32 protein-coding genes are annotated in these 16,150 nt (G+C 34.5%); all 32 read right to left on the minus strand.

What is annotated here, in order from left to right:
• A complete protein-coding gene (locus JK634_RS19095) occupies nucleotides 1-948 on the minus strand; it encodes a DNA-directed RNA polymerase subunit alpha (RefSeq protein ID WP_202769349.1) in 948 nt (315 codons plus the stop codon).
• A 102-nt stretch (nucleotides 949-1,050) separates the two neighbouring features.
• Nucleotides 1,051-1,671 carry a 30S ribosomal protein S4 gene (gene rpsD / locus JK634_RS19100; RefSeq protein ID WP_202769350.1) on the minus strand — a complete coding sequence of 207 codons (621 nt, stop codon included), beginning with the start codon at nucleotides 1,669-1,671 and terminating at the stop codon, nucleotides 1,051-1,053.
• A gap of 26 nt (nucleotides 1,672-1,697) precedes the next feature.
• The gene (gene rpsK / locus JK634_RS19105) at nucleotides 1,698-2,093 is read right to left on the minus strand and encodes a 30S ribosomal protein S11 (RefSeq protein WP_202769351.1); all 396 of its coding nucleotides are present in this window, start codon (nucleotides 2,091-2,093) and stop codon (nucleotides 1,698-1,700) included.
• Between the two features lie 15 nt (nucleotides 2,094-2,108).
• Nucleotides 2,109-2,474 carry a 30S ribosomal protein S13 gene (rpsM, locus tag JK634_RS19110; RefSeq protein ID WP_202769352.1) on the minus strand — a complete coding sequence of 122 codons (366 nt, stop codon included), beginning with the start codon at nucleotides 2,472-2,474 and terminating at the stop codon, nucleotides 2,109-2,111.
• A gap of 209 nt (nucleotides 2,475-2,683) precedes the next feature.
• Nucleotides 2,684-2,797, minus strand: a complete 114-nt coding sequence (gene rpmJ, locus JK634_RS19115; protein ID WP_025434559.1) for a 50S ribosomal protein L36 — start codon at nucleotides 2,795-2,797, stop codon at nucleotides 2,684-2,686.
• Nucleotides 2,798-2,868: 71 nt separating this feature from the next.
• Nucleotides 2,869-3,087 carry a translation initiation factor IF-1 gene (gene infA, locus JK634_RS19120; RefSeq protein WP_202769353.1) on the minus strand — a complete coding sequence of 73 codons (219 nt, stop codon included), beginning with the start codon at nucleotides 3,085-3,087 and terminating at the stop codon, nucleotides 2,869-2,871.
• A 7-nt stretch (nucleotides 3,088-3,094) separates the two neighbouring features.
• Nucleotides 3,095-3,376, minus strand: coding sequence for a KOW domain-containing RNA-binding protein (locus tag JK634_RS19125; RefSeq protein ID WP_202769354.1), 282 nt, complete (start codon nucleotides 3,374-3,376; stop codon nucleotides 3,095-3,097).
• Nucleotides 3,377-3,461: 85 nt separating this feature from the next.
• A complete protein-coding gene (map, locus tag JK634_RS19130) occupies nucleotides 3,462-4,211 on the minus strand; it encodes a type I methionyl aminopeptidase (protein ID WP_202769355.1) in 750 nt (249 codons plus the stop codon).
• A 2-nt stretch (nucleotides 4,212-4,213) separates the two neighbouring features.
• On the minus strand, nucleotides 4,214-4,861 hold the full coding sequence (locus JK634_RS19135) for an adenylate kinase (protein WP_202769356.1): 648 nt from the start codon (nucleotides 4,859-4,861) through the stop codon (nucleotides 4,214-4,216).
• 26 nt (nucleotides 4,862-4,887) lie between these two features.
• Nucleotides 4,888-6,168: a preprotein translocase subunit SecY gene (secY, locus tag JK634_RS19140; RefSeq protein WP_202769357.1), complete on the minus strand. Its 1,281-nt coding sequence runs from the start codon at nucleotides 6,166-6,168 to the stop codon at nucleotides 4,888-4,890.
• Between the two features lie 2 nt (nucleotides 6,169-6,170).
• On the minus strand, nucleotides 6,171-6,611 hold the full coding sequence (rplO, locus tag JK634_RS19145) for a 50S ribosomal protein L15 (RefSeq protein WP_202769358.1): 441 nt from the start codon (nucleotides 6,609-6,611) through the stop codon (nucleotides 6,171-6,173).
• Between the two features lie 21 nt (nucleotides 6,612-6,632).
• Nucleotides 6,633-6,812 (minus strand): 50S ribosomal protein L30, encoded by a 180-nt coding sequence (gene rpmD, locus JK634_RS19150; protein ID WP_202769359.1) that lies wholly within the window; start codon nucleotides 6,810-6,812, stop codon nucleotides 6,633-6,635.
• A 13-nt stretch (nucleotides 6,813-6,825) separates the two neighbouring features.
• Entirely contained in the window at nucleotides 6,826-7,323 is a 498-nt protein-coding gene (gene rpsE / locus JK634_RS19155; RefSeq protein WP_202769360.1) for a 30S ribosomal protein S5, read from the minus strand.
• A 19-nt stretch (nucleotides 7,324-7,342) separates the two neighbouring features.
• Nucleotides 7,343-7,702: a 50S ribosomal protein L18 gene (gene rplR / locus JK634_RS19160; protein ID WP_202769361.1), complete on the minus strand. Its 360-nt coding sequence runs from the start codon at nucleotides 7,700-7,702 to the stop codon at nucleotides 7,343-7,345.
• A 19-nt stretch (nucleotides 7,703-7,721) separates the two neighbouring features.
• Nucleotides 7,722-8,264: a 50S ribosomal protein L6 gene (gene rplF / locus JK634_RS19165; protein ID WP_202769362.1), complete on the minus strand. Its 543-nt coding sequence runs from the start codon at nucleotides 8,262-8,264 to the stop codon at nucleotides 7,722-7,724.
• A gap of 76 nt (nucleotides 8,265-8,340) precedes the next feature.
• Nucleotides 8,341-8,739 carry a 30S ribosomal protein S8 gene (gene rpsH, locus JK634_RS19170; protein ID WP_202769363.1) on the minus strand — a complete coding sequence of 133 codons (399 nt, stop codon included), beginning with the start codon at nucleotides 8,737-8,739 and terminating at the stop codon, nucleotides 8,341-8,343.
• A gap of 32 nt (nucleotides 8,740-8,771) precedes the next feature.
• A complete protein-coding gene (locus JK634_RS19175; RefSeq protein WP_202769364.1) occupies nucleotides 8,772-8,957 on the minus strand; it encodes a type Z 30S ribosomal protein S14 in 186 nt (61 codons plus the stop codon).
• Between the two features lie 15 nt (nucleotides 8,958-8,972).
• Nucleotides 8,973-9,515 carry a 50S ribosomal protein L5 gene (gene rplE / locus JK634_RS19180; protein WP_202769365.1) on the minus strand — a complete coding sequence of 181 codons (543 nt, stop codon included), beginning with the start codon at nucleotides 9,513-9,515 and terminating at the stop codon, nucleotides 8,973-8,975.
• Between the two features lie 20 nt (nucleotides 9,516-9,535).
• On the minus strand, nucleotides 9,536-9,850 hold the full coding sequence (rplX, locus tag JK634_RS19185) for a 50S ribosomal protein L24 (protein WP_202769366.1): 315 nt from the start codon (nucleotides 9,848-9,850) through the stop codon (nucleotides 9,536-9,538).
• Between the two features lie 20 nt (nucleotides 9,851-9,870).
• Nucleotides 9,871-10,239: a 50S ribosomal protein L14 gene (gene rplN, locus JK634_RS19190; protein WP_202769367.1), complete on the minus strand. Its 369-nt coding sequence runs from the start codon at nucleotides 10,237-10,239 to the stop codon at nucleotides 9,871-9,873.
• Nucleotides 10,240-10,269: 30 nt separating this feature from the next.
• The gene (gene rpsQ, locus JK634_RS19195) at nucleotides 10,270-10,524 is read right to left on the minus strand and encodes a 30S ribosomal protein S17 (RefSeq protein WP_202769368.1); all 255 of its coding nucleotides are present in this window, start codon (nucleotides 10,522-10,524) and stop codon (nucleotides 10,270-10,272) included.
• A gap of 29 nt (nucleotides 10,525-10,553) precedes the next feature.
• Complete coding sequence (gene rpmC / locus JK634_RS19200) at nucleotides 10,554-10,766, minus strand: 50S ribosomal protein L29 (protein WP_202769369.1); 213 nt, start codon at nucleotides 10,764-10,766, stop codon at nucleotides 10,554-10,556.
• On the minus strand, nucleotides 10,766-11,200 hold the full coding sequence (gene rplP, locus JK634_RS19205; protein WP_202769370.1) for a 50S ribosomal protein L16: 435 nt from the start codon (nucleotides 11,198-11,200) through the stop codon (nucleotides 10,766-10,768). The genes rpmC and rplP overlap by 1 nt, the downstream gene beginning before the upstream one ends.
• Nucleotides 11,201-11,220: 20 nt before the next feature.
• On the minus strand, nucleotides 11,221-11,892 hold the full coding sequence (gene rpsC, locus JK634_RS19210) for a 30S ribosomal protein S3 (protein ID WP_202769371.1): 672 nt from the start codon (nucleotides 11,890-11,892) through the stop codon (nucleotides 11,221-11,223).
• Nucleotides 11,893-11,910: 18 nt separating this feature from the next.
• Nucleotides 11,911-12,255, minus strand: a complete 345-nt coding sequence (gene rplV / locus JK634_RS19215) for a 50S ribosomal protein L22 (protein WP_202769372.1) — start codon at nucleotides 12,253-12,255, stop codon at nucleotides 11,911-11,913.
• A gap of 25 nt (nucleotides 12,256-12,280) precedes the next feature.
• Nucleotides 12,281-12,562, minus strand: coding sequence for a 30S ribosomal protein S19 (rpsS, locus tag JK634_RS19220; RefSeq protein ID WP_202769373.1), 282 nt, complete (start codon nucleotides 12,560-12,562; stop codon nucleotides 12,281-12,283).
• A gap of 67 nt (nucleotides 12,563-12,629) precedes the next feature.
• Nucleotides 12,630-13,463, minus strand: a complete 834-nt coding sequence (gene rplB / locus JK634_RS19225; protein WP_202769374.1) for a 50S ribosomal protein L2 — start codon at nucleotides 13,461-13,463, stop codon at nucleotides 12,630-12,632.
• 55 nt (nucleotides 13,464-13,518) lie between these two features.
• Nucleotides 13,519-13,818: a 50S ribosomal protein L23 gene (gene rplW / locus JK634_RS19230; RefSeq protein WP_202769375.1), complete on the minus strand. Its 300-nt coding sequence runs from the start codon at nucleotides 13,816-13,818 to the stop codon at nucleotides 13,519-13,521.
• Nucleotides 13,818-14,438, minus strand: coding sequence for a 50S ribosomal protein L4 (gene rplD / locus JK634_RS19235; protein ID WP_202769376.1), 621 nt, complete (start codon nucleotides 14,436-14,438; stop codon nucleotides 13,818-13,820). Before rplD ends, rplW begins: the two co-directional genes overlap by 1 nt.
• A 24-nt stretch (nucleotides 14,439-14,462) precedes the next feature.
• Entirely contained in the window at nucleotides 14,463-15,092 is a 630-nt protein-coding gene (rplC, locus tag JK634_RS19240) for a 50S ribosomal protein L3 (protein ID WP_202769377.1), read from the minus strand.
• A gap of 96 nt (nucleotides 15,093-15,188) precedes the next feature.
• Nucleotides 15,189-15,497, minus strand: coding sequence for a 30S ribosomal protein S10 (gene rpsJ, locus JK634_RS19245; RefSeq protein WP_022211980.1), 309 nt, complete (start codon nucleotides 15,495-15,497; stop codon nucleotides 15,189-15,191).
• Nucleotides 15,498-15,858: 361 nt separating this feature from the next.
• Nucleotides 15,859-16,150, minus strand: a 292-nt coding sequence (locus JK634_RS19250) for an EF-Tu C-terminal domain-related protein (RefSeq protein ID WP_476727385.1), incomplete at its 5' end; no start/stop codon positions are given.

The following is a 16,150-nucleotide window of genomic DNA, read 5'->3' on the forward strand; positions in this document are numbered from 1 at the left end:
TTACTCATCGCTTAGTCTTAATCCTAAGCCTAGTTCCTTAAGTTTTCTTTCAACCTCTTCAAGTGATTTTTTACCTAAGTTTCTTACTTTCATCATATCATCCATAGATCTTTGTGCAAGTTCTTGAACAGTATTGATGCCTGCTCTCTTTAAGCAGTTGTATGATCTAACAGAAAGGTCTAGTTCCTCGATAGTCATCTCAAGAACCTTTTCCTTCTTATCTTCTTCTTTTTCAATCATTATTTCCATATCACTAGTATTATCAGTTAATGACATGAAAAGTTTGAAGTGTTCTATCAGTATTTTAGCTGATAGGCTGATAGCTTCATCAATTTTAATTGTACCATTAGTCCAAATTTCTAATGTTAACTTATCATAATCTGTAATTTGACCTACTCTTGTATTTTCAACAGTAAAGTTTACTCTTTTAACAGGAGTATAAATTGAATCTACAGCAATAGCACTTAGTGGTAATGAGTCAGATTTGTTTTTGTTTTGTGTAACATATCCTCTACCTCTATTAACAGTAAGTTCCATATAAAGTCTGCCTTCATCATCTAAAGTAGCAATATGTAAATCCTTATTTACTACCTCAACATCTCCATCAGTCTTAATGTCTCCTGCTGTTACTACTCCAGGACCTTTGGCATCTATATATATAACCTTTGGACCTTCTCCACTCATTCTTAGTGCAAGACCTTTAATGTTAAGAATTAATTCTGTAACATCTTCTTTAACACCAGTAACAGTAGAGAATTCGTGTAGTACTCCATCAATCTTTACAGATGTAGTTGCAACTCCTGGTAAAGATGATAAAAGAATTCTTCTAAGTGCATTACCTAGTGTAATTCCATATCCTCTTTCTAATGGTTCAACTACGAACTTACCATAAGTTCCATCTTCACTTTGTTCAATACATTCAATAATTGGCTTTTCTATTTCTAACATGTGCAAAACCCTCCTTCAATTAAATATGGCAACCTTATTATGAGGGCAACTGATTCAACATTTGCAATGGAGAAATATCCTCCAGTTGCAAATAGCATATTATTACTTACTGTATAACTCAACGATAAGAGTTTCATTAACATTGATGTCAATGTCTTCTCTTGCTGGTACAGCAACTACTTTACCTTCGAAATTTTCAGTATTAGCAGTTAACCACTTTGGTAAAGTCTTTGGATTTTCTGCAAAAACTTTGAATTTTTCTGTTGCTCTGCTTTTTTCTGATACAGAAATAACATCATTTACGCTTACTCTGTAAGAAGCGATATCTACCTTCTTACCATTTACTAAGAAATGTCCATGAGTAACTAATTGTCTAGCTTCAGCTCTTGAAGAACCGTAACCTAGTCTGAAAGCTACGTTATCTAGTCTCATTTCTAGTAACATAAGTAGGTTTTCACCTGTTATTCCTCTCATTCTTTCAGCTTTTTCGTAGTACTTTCTGAATTGTTTTTCAAGTACTCCGTAAATTCTCTTAGCTTTTTGCTTTTCTCTTAATTGTGTTCCATAGTTAGAAAGTTTCTTTCTGCTAGCTCCATGTTGTCCTGGCGCATAGCTTCTTCTAACGAAAGCACATTTATCTGTATAGCATCTATCCCCTTTAAGGAATAGTTTTGCACCTTCTCTTCTGCATAATCTACATGCAGATCCAGTATATCTTGCCATTAATTACACCTCCTATGACGTTTGTACTACACTCTTCTTCTTTTTGGTGGTCTACAACCGTTGTGTGGTATTGGAGTAACATCCTTAATTAGAGTTACTTCTAAACCAGCAGCTTGTAAACTTCTTATAGCAGCTTCTCTACCTGATCCAGGTCCTTTTACGTAAACCTCAACACTCTTTAATCCGTGTTCCATAGCAGATTTAGCTGCAGTTTCAGCCGCCATTTGAGCTGCAAATGGAGTACTCTTTCTTGAGCCTCTAAATCCTAACGCTCCAGCTGATGACCATGATAAAGCATTACCTGCTGCATCAGTTAAAGTTACTATAGAATTGTTGAAAGTTGACTTAATGTGAGCTGCTCCGTGTTCAACATTCTTTCTTTCTTTTCTTCTTCTTGTTTTCTTAACTTTTGCTGCTACCATTGTCTTCCCTCCTTACTATTTTTTCTTGTTAGCAATAGTTTTCTTTGGACCTTTTCTAGTTCTTGCATTAGTCTTAGTTTTTTGTCCTCTTACAGGAAGACCTTTTCTATGTCTAATTCCTCTGTAGCAACCAATTTCAACTAGTCTTTTGATGTTAAGAGCGATTTCTCTTCTTAAATCTCCCTCAACAACTCTATCCTTTATGATATTTCTTATAGCATTTACTTCGTCTTCATTTAAGTCTTTTACTCTAGTGTCTGGGTTTATTCCAGTTTCTGCTAATATCTTTTGAGAAGTGGATAAACCTATTCCGTATATATAAGTTAGACCTATCTCAACTCTTTTTTCTCTTGGTAGGTCAACACCAGCTATTCTAGCCATTAAAACTTACACCTCCTGGTAATTAAATTCCCTTTTCATGTGGTAAATATATAAATAAAATTTCAGGTCATTGGTATTTTAACCTCTGTCAGCCGCTCCTAAAATTCATTTATGCTAATTAATTGACTATATAATGATATTTTAGAATGGAAAAAAAGTCAATAATAAATACCTTCCATTCCATTATTTTTTTAATAAACTTATTTATATTAGCCTTGTTTTTGCTTGTGCTTTGGGTTTTCGCAAATAACCATTACTCTACCTTTTCTTTTTATAATTTTGCACTTTTCGCAAATAGGCTTAACTGATGGTCTGACTTTCATCGCTAACCCTCCTTATTATTTATGAGCAGGAAAACCAATGCTTTTCTGCTAACATTTAAGTTATTTTAATTTTATTTTGCTCTCCAAGTAATTCTACCTCTTGTAAGATCATATTGAGATAACTCAACTGTAACCTTATCTCCTGGAAGAATTCTTATGAAGTTCATTCTTAGCTTTCCTGAAATGTGAGCAAGGATTTTATGCCCACTTTCCAATTCTACTTGGAACATAGCATTAGGTAATGATTCTAAAACTACACCTTGCATTTCAATTACATCATCTTTTGACATAAGGTAATCAAACCTCCTTATCAATGCCTTCAAGCTTTATAAATCTTTTAATCTTTAAATCTAAACTCTTGTCTTTAGATATAATTTCTTTCTCTAATGTTCTATCGAGTATATCTGTAAGATTTAAGTGTTTTAGTCTCTTCTTTTTAGGCATTTCACTTAATTTTGTACTTCCATTAGCAAGGGCAACATAGTTATCATCTAAAACTCTAACTACTATATAAGGTTTATCCTTATCTCTACCTGCTTTGGAAAATACTAATCTGCCAACTAAGTCGTTATTCTGCAACTTGTTTCACCTCAATGATTACCTTAGTAATAAACCTACAAGCCATTTTGTGGCAAGTGTGAATTTATAACTAAGCAACACTTAACTATTTAATTAGTGTTAGTATCTCGGGACCATTAGGTAAAATAGCAACAGTATTTTCATAATGAGCTGAATACTTCCCATCAGCTGTCACTACAGTCCAATCATCATTTAAGGTTTTAACTCTCCAAGTTCCAACATTAACCATTGGTTCTATTGCTAATACCATTCCTGATGATAATTTTGGACCTCTTCCAGGTCTTCCGAAATTAGGAACATCCGGATCCTCATGAACACTTTTACCAATTCCATGTCCTACATAATCTCTTACTACTGAAAACCCTGCATCTTCTATATACTTTTGAATTTCGTATGAGATGTCTGTTAATCTATTATCTACAATTGCCTTTTCAATTCCTTTGAAAAAACTTTTTTCGGTAATTTCAATTAGTCTTTCAGCAGTTTCAGATACGTTTCCTACTGGAAAAGTTCTTGCTGCATCACTGTGGAATCCATCTAAGAGAACACCGCAATCTATGCTTACGATATCTCCTTCACTTAACTTTGTGCTTCCTGGTATTCCATGAACTACTTGCTCATTAACAGATATACAGAGTGAAGCTGGAAAACCATATAATCCTTTAAAGGAAGGTTTTGCACCATGCTTAGTTATAAATTCTTCTGCAATTTTATCTAATTCCTCAGTAGTAATACCAGGTTTTATTTTAGTTTCAATTAAATTTAATGTCTCTGCCAATAAGTGTCCTGCTTTTCTCATTAGGTTGATTTCATTATCATTTTTTAAAATAATCATTTTTACTCACTTCCTAATATATCACAGATGCTTTCAAAGACCTCATTAATTGCTTGTGTACCATCTACAACCTCAAGTAATCCCTCTTTCTTATAGAATTCTATAAGTGGTTGAGTTTGGTTTTCATAAACAGTTAATCTTTCTTGAACAGTTTCTTCACTATCATCTTTTCTTTGGATAACATCCGAACCACAAACATCACATTTACCTTTTTCTAAAGGTGGATTGAACTTTATGTGGTAACTTGCTCCACAAGATGGACAAACTCTTCTTCCTGTCATTCTTTCTAAAATAAATTCTCCTGGAACTTGAATTAATAGTGCTGTATCTAATACTTCATTTCTTTCTTGTAAGAAATCATGAAGAGATTCAGCCTGGAATACTGTCCTTGGGAATCCATCTAACAGATAACCATTTTGGCAATCTTCTTCTTGCAATCTATCTTTAACCATATTAATAGTTACTTCATCTGGAACTAATTGACCTTTGTCAATATATTTCTTCGCTTCAACACCCAATGGAGTGTTTTCAGAAATGTTTTTTCTGAAAATATCTCCAGTTGAAATGTGTGGTATGGAGTATCTATTACTAATTGACTTTGCCTGTGTCCCTTTTCCTGCACCAGGAGGACCAAATAATACAATTTTCACCGGCATCATCTCCATCCTGTTTTGCTCTATTTTAAAAATCCTTGGTAATGTCTTACTACCAACTGTGATTCTAAGGTTCTCATTACATCTAACGCTACACCAACTAAAATTAATATTGAAGTAGGTCCGAACGCAATCCCTTTAAATTGTGTATTATTTTCAATTACTATAGGTACTATTACTAAAAATGCCGCAAATAATCCACCAAATAAAGATACCCTAGTTAGCATTCTTTCTAGATACTTTTCTGTAGGTTTTCCTGGTCTTATACCTGGAACAAATCCAGCAGACTTATTCATATTTTCAGCCATTTCATCTGGCTTAAATGTTACTTGAGTATAGAACCAAGTAAAGAATATGGTAAGTAAAGCATAAACAACTGCATACATCCAAGTCTTACTATTAAATACACTATATGAACTACTCATTATCCACTTTGCCCACTCCTTACTAGGGAATAATTGTGCAACAGTTTGTGGGAATTGCATTACTGACATAGCAAATATTATTGCTATAACAGCTGATCCTATTAAACTTAATGGTATATGAGTTGATTGTCCTTTGTACATTTTGTTACCCACAGCTTTACCTGCATATTGAACTGTAACTCTTCTTTCAGCTAGTGATAGGTAAATTACACCTGCCAATAATGCCAAAATAAATACTACAAGTAATATTACTTGAACTGGGTCAACTTGTTCAGTTTGTTGTAATCTTCCTAATGATGCTACTGTGCTTGGTACTCTTGATACAATGTTTATGAATATTATAAGAGATATTCCGTTTCCGATACCCTTAACAGTTATCTGATCACCTAACCACATGCAGAATACTGATCCTACAGTAAGTGTTAATATAATCTGATATATAAGAGCATAATTAGAATCTTTAATACCACCTTGCTGATTCATAAGTGCCAAAGTACCATATGCTGTAATAAGTCCAAAACCTATTGATGCATATCTAGTTATTTTTTGAATTTTTTTACGACCTTCTTCTCCCTCTTTAGATAATTGTTCTAATGGGGGAATTGCTATAGTAAGTAGTTGCATTATGATTGATGAATTGATATATGGAACAACTCCAAGTGCTAAGATACTAAATCTACTTAAAGCACCACCAGACATCAAGTCATAAAAGCTCCACAAACTATTTCCGCTTTGAGTCAAGTTTTTTAGATAGTCTGTATCAATTCCAGGTACAGGAATATGACTTCCTAACCTGTAAATTGCTACAATTAATACTGTCCATAATAATCTTTTTCTCAAATCCGGAACCTTCCAGGCATTACGTAGGGTTGATAGCATAATTAAATCACCTCAACTTTTCCTCCAGCTGCTTCTATCTTCTCTATTGCAGACTTAGAGAATTTACATCCTTTTACAGTTAGGTTCTTTTCTAATTGTCCATTTCCTAATATCTTAACTCCGTCTCTTAATTTGCTTATTACTCTTGTTTCAAGTAATAATTCTGGAGTTACTTCAGTTCCATTCTCAAATATATTTAATCTATCAACGTTTATTGAAACATATTCTTTAGCAAATATATTAGTGAAGCCTCTCTTAGGAAGTCTTCTGTATAGCGGCATTTGACCACCTTCAAATCCAGGTCTTACTCCACCACCAGATCTAGCGTTTTGTCCTTTTTCACCTTTACCAGCGTTTCTTCCTAATCCTGATCCAGTACCTCTACCGATTCTCTTAGGTGCTTTCTTGCTTCCTTCAGCTGGTTTTAACTCATGAAGTTTCATGCTACTTACACCTCCTTATTCTTAAACTTCTTCAACTTTTAATAAGTAGTCTACTTTGTTTATCATACCTCTGATTTGAGGTGTACTTTCATGTTCTACTGTTTTACCGATTTTCTTTAGTCCAAGGGCATTTGCAGTAGCAATATGGTCTTTCTTTCTACCTATTAAGCTCTTAACTAGTGTAATTTTTACCTTAGCCATCGCACAATCCCTCCTAACCTAGAATCTCATCAACAGATTTTCCTCTTAACTTAGCAATATCTTCTGCTGTTCTTAAGCTTGCTAATCCGTTGATTGTTGCGTTAACCATGTTTCTTGGATTGTTAGAACCTAATGATTTAGCTCTAACATCTTTTAATCCTGCTAATTCAAGTACAGCTCTTGCTGGACCTCCAGCAATAACTCCTGTACCTTCTGTAGCTGGCATTATTAATACTTTACCAGTACCGAATTTTCCGTATATTTCATGTGGAACTGTTGTTCCAACCATAGCAACGCTAACTAAATTTTTCTTTGCGTCTTCTATTCCTTTTCTGATTGCTTCAGGGATTTCTACTGACTTACCCATTCCTACGCCTACGTGTCCGTTTTCGTCACCGACAACTACTAGTGCGCTGAATCTGAAGTTTCTACCACCCTTAACAACCTTAGTTACTCTGTTTATGAAAACAACCTTTTCTTTAAGGTCTAGTGTGCTAGGATCGATTCTCATTTATTTCCCTCCTTGTTTTTTAGAATTTAAGGCCTGCTTCTCTTGCACCTTCAGCTAATTCTTGAACTCTTCCGTGGTATATGTATCCACCTCTGTCAAATACCACTTCAGTTATTCCTTTTTCAATAGCCTTTTTAGCAACTGAAGTACCAACTATTCTAGCTGCTTCTTTGTTGCTTCCAGTTCCATTGAAGTCCTTATCTAAACTTGAAGCAGCAACAAGAGTTACAGCATTAACATCATCTATAATTTGCGCATATATATTCTTATCACTTCTGAAAACACATAATCTTGGTCTTTCAGGAGTTCCAGATATTTTCTTACGGACTCTTAGGTGACGTTTAGTTTTAGCTTGTTTTCTGTCTACCTTCTTGAACATAAGGGTTCACTCCTTCCTATTATTTCTTACCAGTTTTACCTTCCTTACGTCTGATAACTTCATTAGAGTATTTAATACCTTTACCTTTATATGGCTCTGGTTCTCTCCATGATCTTATATCAGCTGCAACTGCACCAACTTTTTCTTTGTCTATTCCTTCAACTATTACTTTAGTTGTTCCATCTATCTTAAAGTCTACACCTTCAACAGCTTCAACTTCTACTGGATGAGAATATCCAAGATTCATTACTAATTTTTTACCTTGTAATTGTGCTCTATAACCAACACCTACTAATTCTAGAGTTTTTGAGAAACCTTGAGTTACTCCAATAACCATGTTATTAATAAGGGCTCTTGTCAAACCGTGAAGAGCTCTGTGATTTTTTTGATCACTTGGTCTAGTTACAACAATTTCGTTGTTTTCAACTGCTATTTTTATGTCCTTGTGCATAGCTTTTACTAGCTCACCTTTAGGACCTTTTACTGTAACAACGTTGTCTGGTGTTACAGTAATAGTTGCTCCTGCAGGAATAGCTATTGGTAATCTACCTACTCTTGACATAATCGCACCTCCTGTATTCCATTTTAAGAACAATTCTCTATAAAAACTTAATTCTAGTCAATCTCAATTTAAGAAATTACCATACGTAGCAGATAACTTCTCCACCTAATCCTTGGCTTCTAGCTTCTCTATCTACTACTATTCCTTTTGAAGTTGATATTACTGCAACTCCTAATCCGTTAAGTACTTTTGGTACTTCATCTTTTTTACAGTAAACTCTTAATCCTGGTTTAGATATTCTCTTAAGTCCAGTGATTACTCTTTCTTTGTTAGCACCATATTTAAGAGTGATTCTTAACATTGGAACTACACCATCGTTATACTCTTCAATTTGTTTGATATAACCTTCTTGTAATAATATATTAGTTAAAGCCTTCTTTACATTAGAAGAAGGAACCTCTACTGTTTCATGTCTTACAGAGTTTGCATTTCTAATACGAGTTAGCAAATCTGCAATTGGATCTGTCATAACCATTGAATTGTGCCTCCTTTCGCTACATTAGATTATTACCAGCTTGCCTTTTTGCATCCAGGAATTTGACCCTTGTAAGCAAGTTCTCTAAAACAAATTCTGCAGATACCAAACTTTCTTAGCACCGCATGTGGTCTTCCACATATTCTGCATCTAGTATATGCTCTTGTTTTATATTTAGGTTCTTTATTCCACTTTTCTATTATTGCTTTACGTGCCATGATATCCCCTCCTTATTATTGAGCGAATGGCATACCAAGAAATCTTAATAATTCTCTTGCTTCTTCGTCAGTGTTAGCTGTTGTTACGAAGATGATATCCATTCCTCTCACTTTATCGATTTTATCATACTCAATTTCTGGGAATATTAATTGTTCTTTAACTCCTAGAGCATAGTTTCCTCTACCATCAAATGCATTAGCTGAAACACCTCTGAAGTCTCTTACTCTTGGAAGAGCTATTGACATTAATTTGTCAGCAAACTCATACATTTTTGCTCTTCTTAATGTAACCTTACATCCTAAAGGCATATTTTCTCTTATTTTAAAGTTTGCAACTGATTTCTTTGCTCTTGTTAAGATTGGCTTTTGTCCTGATATTAATGTTAAATCACTAACAGCTGACTCTAAAACCTTTTGGTTTTCTTTAGCCTCTCCAACTCCCATATTTATAACTATTTTTTCAAGCTTTGGTACTTCCATTATATTTTTATAACCGAACTTTTCAATCATCGCTTGAACTACTTCTTTTTCATATTTTTCTTGTAGTCTAGGTATCATTAAAAGAACCTCCTTTCAGATTAGAATGTCTCTCCACACTTCTTACATACTCTTACTTTAGTACCATCATCAAGAAGTTTATTGGATATTCTTGTTGCACTCTTACATTTTGTGCAGTATAGCATAACTTTTGAGCTATATAAAGGAGCTTCCTTTTGTACTATACCGCCGTTCATATTTTCTCTATTTGGTTTTTGGTGTTTACTTACTATGTTAACTCCTTTAACGACAACTTTTCCGCTCTTAGGAATTACCTTTAAGACTTCTCCAGTCTTACCCATATCAGTTCCTGATACAACTATAACTGTATCGTTCTTTCTTACGTGTACCTTCACCTTAGCCACCTCCTACTCTCTTATAGAACTTCAGGTGCTAATGATAATATTTTGTTAAATTCTTTATCTCTTAGCTCCCTTGCAACTGGTCCGAAGATACGAGTTCCTCTTGGTTGCTTATCGTCTTTTATTATAACTGCTGCATTTTCATCGAATTTTATATATGATCCGTCGCCTCTTCTTAAACCTCTTTTAGATCTAACTATAACTGCTTTTACAACGTCACCTTTTTTAACAACTCCGCCAGGTGTTGCACTTTTTACTGAAGCAACGATTATATCTCCAATGTTTCCATACTTTCTTTTGGATCCACCTAATACTCTAATACACATTATTTCTTTAGCACCAGAATTATCTCCAACTTTTAGTAAGGTTTGTTGTTGTATCATGTAATTAACCTCCTTTCGTCTTAAAAAAGATTACTTCGCCTTTTCTACTATTTCAACTAGTCTCCAATTCTTATCCTTAGATAATGGTCTAGTTTCCATAATTAATACTCTATCATTTATTTTAGCTTCATTATTTTCATCATGAGCCTTAAATTTTGTAGTTCTGTTTACTGTCTTTCCATAAAGTGGGTGTCTAACCTTTGTTTCAACAGCTACAACAATTGTTTTATCCATTTTATCAGAAACAACTCTGCCGATTCTCTTCTTTCTTAATCCTCTTTCCACTGAGCTTACCTCCTTTCAGCCTTGCGAAATTATTGCTCAATTGCCTTAAGTTCTTCTTCTCTGATGATTGTTTTAATTTGGGCGATTGATTTTTTAACTTCTCTTATCCTCATTGGGTTTTCTAATTGTCCTGTAGCTAATTGGAATCTTAAGTTGAATAATTCAGCCTTAAGGTCATTTAACTTATCTTTTAAATCTTGAGGATTGCTTGATCTTAACTCTATTAACTCTTTAGCCTTCATTATTCTTCACCACCCATTTCCTCAAAATCTCTTCTTGTAACGAACTTTGTCTTTATAGGAAGTTTGTGCTGAGCAAGTCTCATTGCTTCTCTAGCTACTTCTTCTTGAACTCCTGAAAGTTCGAACAATACTCTGCCTGGTTTAACTACTGCTACCCAATATTCTGGTGATCCTTTACCGGAACCCATTCTTGTTTCAGCAGGTTTTTCAGTTACTGGCTTATCTGGGAAAATCTTTATCCAAAGTTTTCCACCTCTTCTAATGTATCTATTGATTGCTATTCTGGCAGACTCAATTTGGTTGCTTGTAATCCATCCGCAAGCTGTTGCTTGAATACCAAAATCTCCGTATGCAAGGAAATTACCTCTAGTAGCTTTACCTTTCATTCTACCACGTTGTACCTTACGATGTTTTACTCTTTTAGGCATTAACATGACGTATTCCTCCTTTCTTATTACGCGTTAGCTTCTTCCTTCACTTCAAGTACTTTTTTAGTTGGAAGAACTTCTCCATTATATACCCATACTTTTACGCCGATCTTTCCATATGTTGTATCTGCTTCAGCAAATCCATAATTAATATCAGCTCTTAATGTTTGTAGTGGGATTGTTCCTTCATGATATTGTTCAGTTCTAGCAATTTCTGCTCCACCTAATCTACCTGAGCATGCAGTCTTAACACCTTTAACTCCTGATTTCATAGCTCTTTGAATTGTTTGTTTCATAGCTCTTCTGAAAGATATTCTCTTTTCTAATTGAGCTGCTATGTTTTCAGCCATTAATTGAGCGTCAGCTTCTGCATTTTTAACTTCAACAATGTTTATTAAAACATTTTTTTCTTTTATGAATGCTTCTAATTTCTTCTTTAAAGCCTCAATTCCTGATCCGCCTCTGCCGATTACGACACCTGGCTTAGCAGTGAAAATGTTCAATTTTACTCTGTTAGTATATCTCTCAATTTCAATTTTTGAGATACCAGCTGAGAATAATTCCTTTTTAACGAATTCTCTGATTTGATTATCTTCAACAAGATTATCTGCAAAATCTTTTTTGTTTGCGTACCATTTTGCATCCCAACCTTTGATAACACCAACTCTAAGTCCGTGAGGATGTACTTTTTGACCCACTGTATTTCCCTCCTTCTACTAAGCTCTTTCTTTAACTACTACAGTTATATGGCTTGTTTTTTTGTTTATTCTGAATGCTCTACCTTGAGCATGTGGTCTAAATCTCTTTAATGTTGGTCCTTGACCTACATGAGCCTCTGCAACATATAATTTATTTACATCTAATTCCATGTTGTTTTCAGCATTAGCAACTGCTGATTTAAGTACTTTATTAACAACAACTGCTGCTTCCTTTGGAGTATATTGTAATATTGCGAAAGCTTCATTAACATTTTTTCCACTTATTAAATTAAGAACTATTCCTACTTTCATAGGTGACATTCTTACATACTTAGCTATTGCTTTAGCATTTTTAGCTTCCATTGATGTGATCCTCCTTTCCAGGCAACTACTTTCTCTTTGATGACTTTTCAGTGTCAACGTGTCCTTTATAAGTTCTAGTTAAAGCGAATTCTCCTAATTTATGACCTACCATATCTTCACTAACATATACTGGAACATGCTTTCTTCCATCATGAACAGCGATAGTGTGACCGATCATTTGTGGGAATATAGTTGAGCTTCTTGACCAAGTCTTAACAACTTTCTTCTCACCATTAGTATTCATTTCTTCTATCTTCTTTAAAAGACCTGCATGAATAAAAGGTCCTTTTTTAATTGATCTACTCACTTGAAATCCTCCCTTCATAAACCTTTATGCTTCCAAGTAATGAAGAGAATTAAATATTCTCTTCAAATTACTTGCTGTTTCTTCTCTTGATGATAAATCTATCTGAGTACTTCTTGTGTTTTCTAGTTTTGTATCCAAGTGCTGGTTTACCCCATGGAGTAACTGGACTTGGTCTACCTACTGGAGATCTACCTTCACCACCACCGTGTGGATGGTCATTAGGATTCATTACAGATCCTCTTACAGTTGGTCTCCAACCCATGTGTCTCTTTCTACCTGCTTTACCAAGGTTAACAATGTCATTTGTTAAGTTAGATACAGTTCCTATAGTAGCTCTGCATTCTATTCTAACATATCTCATTTCACCTGAAGGTAATCTTAATGTAGCATAGTTTCCTTCTTTAGCCATTAATTGTGCTGAAGAACCAGCAGCTCTAACTAATTGAGCACCTTTACCAATTTGTAATTCAACATTATGAACAATAGTACCTACTGGTATGTTCTTTAATGGAAGTGTATTACCAGGCTTAATATCAGCTTCTGGTCCTGATACTATAACGTCACCAACTTTTAAACCAACTGGTGCGATTATGTATCTCTTATCTCCATCCGCATATACTACTAATGATATATAAGCTGATCTATTTGGATCATACTCAATTGTAGCAACTTTTGCTGGAACACCATCTTTATTTCTTTTGAAATCTATAATTCTATATTTTCTTTTAGCACCACCACCGTGATGTCTTACAGTTATTTTTCCTTGTGCATTTCTACCACCAGTCTTACTTAAAGAAACAAGAAGTGATTTTTCTGGAACATTTGTAGTGATTTCTTCAAATGTTGGCATTGTCATTTCTCTTCTTGATGGGGTAGTAGGATTAAACTTTTTAACTGCCATCTAAATTTCCCTCCTTACTCTAGCTTCTCTGGCATACCGCCAATAATACGCTTTATTATTGCATCATTCCTTCAAAGAATTCAATTCCTTTACTGTCAGCTGCAAGTTTTACTATAGCTTTCTTGAAGTCAGCTCTTTTACCAATGTGAACGCCAACTCTCTTTGTTTTTCCTTCAACGTTCATAGTTTTAACATCTTCAACTTTAACGCCGAAAACTTCTTCAATAGCTCTCTTTATTTGAACTTTGTTTGCTGTTGGATGAACTATGAAGGTGTATTTTCTATCTGCCATTTCTGCCATACTCTTTTCAGTAATGATTGGCTTTCTTATTATATCATGGCTAGTTAATTTCATTATGCGTACACCTCCTCAATTTTAGATACAGCATCCTTAGTGATAACTAATTTTTCAAACTTTAATATATCATAAACGTTTATGTTATTAACTGGAATAACTGATACGCCTTGAATATTTCTAGCTGATTTATATACATTCTCATTAGATTCTGCTGTAACTATTAGAGTTTTCTTTGCTTCTAATGCATTTAATAAGTTAACCATAGTTTTAGTCTTTGGAGCTTCAAAAGCTAAATCTTCTAAAACTAATAATTGGTTGTCAACAACTTTACTTGATAGAGCTGATTTCATAGCAACTCTTCTCATTGTTTTTGGAACTGAAACTCTGTAGTCTCTTGGTTTTGGTGCAAAAACTATACCACCATGTATCCATTGTGGTGCTCTTATAGAACCTTGTCTTGCTCTACCAGTTCCTTTTTGTCTCCAAGGCTTAATTCCGCCTCCTCTTACTTCAGCTCTTGTTTTAGCTGATTGAGTTCCTTGTCTTTTATTTGCTAATAATGCAACAACAACTTGGTGCATTGCATATTGATTAACTTCAACTCCGAACACATTTTCATTTAGTTGAAAATCTCCAACTTTTTGACCTTCTTTATTAAATAATCCTACTGTAGGCATCCTGTTTCCTCCTTTCTACCGAAATTAAGCTTTAACAGCGTTTCTTATAACAACTGTTCCTTTATTTGGACCAGGGATACCACCCTTTATTAATAGTAAGTTCTTTTCAGGCATTATCTTAACTACTTCTAAATTTAATACTGTTGTATTAACTGCTCCCATATGTCCTGGCATTCTCTTGTTTTTGAATGTTCTTGATGGATCTGAAGATGCTCCCATAGAACCAACTGCTCTGTGGAACTTAGAACCGTGGGACATTGGTCCTCTGCTTGCATTCCATCTCTTTATAGTACCTTGGAATCCCTTACCTTTAGAAACTCCTGATACGTCTACTTTTTCTCCAACTTCGAATATGTCAACCTTAATTTCTTGGCCAACTTCATATTCACTAGCGTTTTCTAATTTGAACTCTTTTAAAGTTCTCTTAAGAGCAACGTTAGCTTTTGCGAAGTGTCCTTTTCTTGGCTTATTAACTAACTTTTCTCTTATATCTCCAAATCCAACTTGTAGTGCTTCATACCCATCTTTATCTGTAGTCTTTTTTTGAACAACTACACATGGACCTGCTTCTACAACTGTAACTGGAACTACTTTTCCATTAGCATCGAAAATCTGAGTCATTCCTATCTTCTTTCCGATAATTGCTTTTTTCATTTACTACACCTCCTAAACATATTAGCGGATTACTTCATGGTAATCATAACAGTTTCTTAATTAAACTACGCATTTTTTGTCCTACATAGCTTGATATTATAATTTGATTTCAATATCAACACCTGCTGGAAGATTTAATCTCATTAATGCATCAACAGTTTTTGGTGATGGATTAACTATATCAATCAATCTTTTGTGAGTTCTTATTTCGAACTGTTCTCTAGAATCTTTGTACTTGTGAACAGCTCTTAATATTGTAACTACATCTTTTTCAGTTGGTAGTGGAATTGGACCAGCCACCTTTGCTCCTGTTGACTTTGCAGTTTCAACTATCTTCTCAGCTGATTGATCTAATATTGTGTGATCAAATGCTTTTAGTCTGATTCTGATTTTTTGTTTTGACATTTTATTCCCTCCTTTTCATGTACGCTTTACTTCTAACGCACACCAGTAATGTAAACTGCTCCGGGTGTATCCACCTTTCAAACACAAAAAACATCACTGTCGTTGAATTCTAGATCCAAACGTGCTCAACAAGAATTACCCGGAAGTCCGGCAACCTCTCGCATCATCGCTGTATGCTATGCAACTTCTTTATTATACTATATAAGATTTCACTAAGCAATAATTTTTTTAGTGTATTTTTCATTTTTTTTTACTATTTCTACATTCTCTACAATTATATTATATCTTACCCTAAAATGTAAATAAAAAAAGAAGTAACAAGGCGTCCCTTGCTACTTCTTCAATATTATCTTAGTCGAAACTATTTAACTATAGTAGTAACAACTCCAGAACCTACAGTTCTTCCACCTTCTCTGATTGCGAATCTTAATCCTTCATTCATTGCGATTTCAGTGATTAATTCAACATTCATGTCGATGTGATCTCCTGGCATTACCATTTCCATTCCGTCTGGTAATTTGATTGATCCTGTTACATCTGTTGTTCTGAAATAGAATTGTGGTCTATATCCATCGAAGAATGGAGTATGTCTTCCGCCTTCTTCTTTCTTTAATACGTAAACTTGACCTACGAATGCTTTGTGTGGGTTTACT

This window comes from Clostridium paridis, from assembly GCF_016765615.1.
Taxonomy (GTDB): Bacteria; Bacillota; Clostridia; order Clostridiales; family Clostridiaceae; genus Clostridium_T; species Clostridium_T paridis.

What these genes read in the sequence shown, in the direction of transcription:
- JK634_RS19095 (WP_202769349.1), bottom strand. Translation starts at nt 948, where the DNA reads ATGTTAGAAATAGAAAAGCCAATTATTGAATGTATTGAACAAAGTGAA.
- rpsD (WP_202769350.1), bottom strand. Translation starts at nt 1,671, where the DNA reads ATGGCAAGATATACTGGATCTGCATGTAGATTATGCAGAAGAGAAGGT.
- rpsK (WP_202769351.1), bottom strand. Translation starts at nt 2,093, where the DNA reads ATGGTAGCAGCAAAAGTTAAGAAAACAAGAAGAAGAAAAGAAAGAAAG.
- rpsM (WP_202769352.1), bottom strand. Translation starts at nt 2,474, where the DNA reads ATGGCTAGAATAGCTGGTGTTGACCTACCAAGAGAAAAAAGAGTTGAG.
- rpmJ (WP_025434559.1), bottom strand. Translation starts at nt 2,797, where the DNA reads ATGAAAGTCAGACCATCAGTTAAGCCTATTTGCGAAAAGTGCAAAATT.
- infA (WP_202769353.1), bottom strand. Translation starts at nt 3,087, where the DNA reads ATGTCAAAAGATGATGTAATTGAAATGCAAGGTGTAGTTTTAGAATCA.
- map (WP_202769355.1), bottom strand. Translation starts at nt 4,211, where the DNA reads ATGATTATTTTAAAAAATGATAATGAAATCAACCTAATGAGAAAAGCA.
- secY (WP_202769357.1), bottom strand. Translation starts at nt 6,168, where the DNA reads ATGCTATCAACCCTACGTAATGCCTGGAAGGTTCCGGATTTGAGAAAA.
- rplO (WP_202769358.1), bottom strand. Translation starts at nt 6,611, where the DNA reads ATGAAACTTCATGAGTTAAAACCAGCTGAAGGAAGCAAGAAAGCACCT.
- rpmD (WP_202769359.1), bottom strand. Translation starts at nt 6,812, where the DNA reads ATGGCTAAGGTAAAAATTACACTAGTTAAGAGCTTAATAGGTAGAAAG.
- rpsE (WP_202769360.1), bottom strand. Translation starts at nt 7,323, where the DNA reads ATGAGAATCGATCCTAGCACACTAGACCTTAAAGAAAAGGTTGTTTTC.
- rplR (WP_202769361.1), bottom strand. Translation starts at nt 7,702, where the DNA reads ATGTTCAAGAAGGTAGACAGAAAACAAGCTAAAACTAAACGTCACCTA.
- rplF (WP_202769362.1), bottom strand. Translation starts at nt 8,264, where the DNA reads ATGTCAAGAGTAGGTAGATTACCAATAGCTATTCCTGCAGGAGCAACT.
- rpsH (WP_202769363.1), bottom strand. Translation starts at nt 8,739, where the DNA reads ATGGTTATGACAGATCCAATTGCAGATTTGCTAACTCGTATTAGAAAT.
- JK634_RS19175 (WP_202769364.1), bottom strand. Translation starts at nt 8,957, where the DNA reads ATGGCACGTAAAGCAATAATAGAAAAGTGGAATAAAGAACCTAAATAT.
- rplE (WP_202769365.1), bottom strand. Translation starts at nt 9,515, where the DNA reads ATGATACCTAGACTACAAGAAAAATATGAAAAAGAAGTAGTTCAAGCG.
- rplN (WP_202769367.1), bottom strand. Translation starts at nt 10,239, where the DNA reads ATGATACAACAACAAACCTTACTAAAAGTTGGAGATAATTCTGGTGCT.
- rpmC (WP_202769369.1), bottom strand. Translation starts at nt 10,766, where the DNA reads ATGAAGGCTAAAGAGTTAATAGAGTTAAGATCAAGCAATCCTCAAGAT.
- rplP (WP_202769370.1), bottom strand. Translation starts at nt 11,200, where the DNA reads ATGTTAATGCCTAAAAGAGTAAAACATCGTAAGGTACAACGTGGTAGA.
- rplV (WP_202769372.1), bottom strand. Translation starts at nt 12,255, where the DNA reads ATGGAAGCTAAAAATGCTAAAGCAATAGCTAAGTATGTAAGAATGTCA.
- rplB (WP_202769374.1), bottom strand. Translation starts at nt 13,463, where the DNA reads ATGGCAGTTAAAAAGTTTAATCCTACTACCCCATCAAGAAGAGAAATG.
- rplW (WP_202769375.1), bottom strand. Translation starts at nt 13,818, where the DNA reads ATGAAATTAACTAGCCATGATATAATAAGAAAGCCAATCATTACTGAA.
- rplD (WP_202769376.1), bottom strand. Translation starts at nt 14,438, where the DNA reads ATGCCTACAGTAGGATTATTTAATAAAGAAGGTCAAAAAGTTGGAGAT.
- rplC (WP_202769377.1), bottom strand. Translation starts at nt 15,092, where the DNA reads ATGAAAAAAGCAATTATCGGAAAGAAGATAGGAATGACTCAGATTTTC.
- rpsJ (WP_022211980.1), bottom strand. Translation starts at nt 15,497, where the DNA reads ATGTCAAAACAAAAAATCAGAATCAGACTAAAAGCATTTGATCACACA.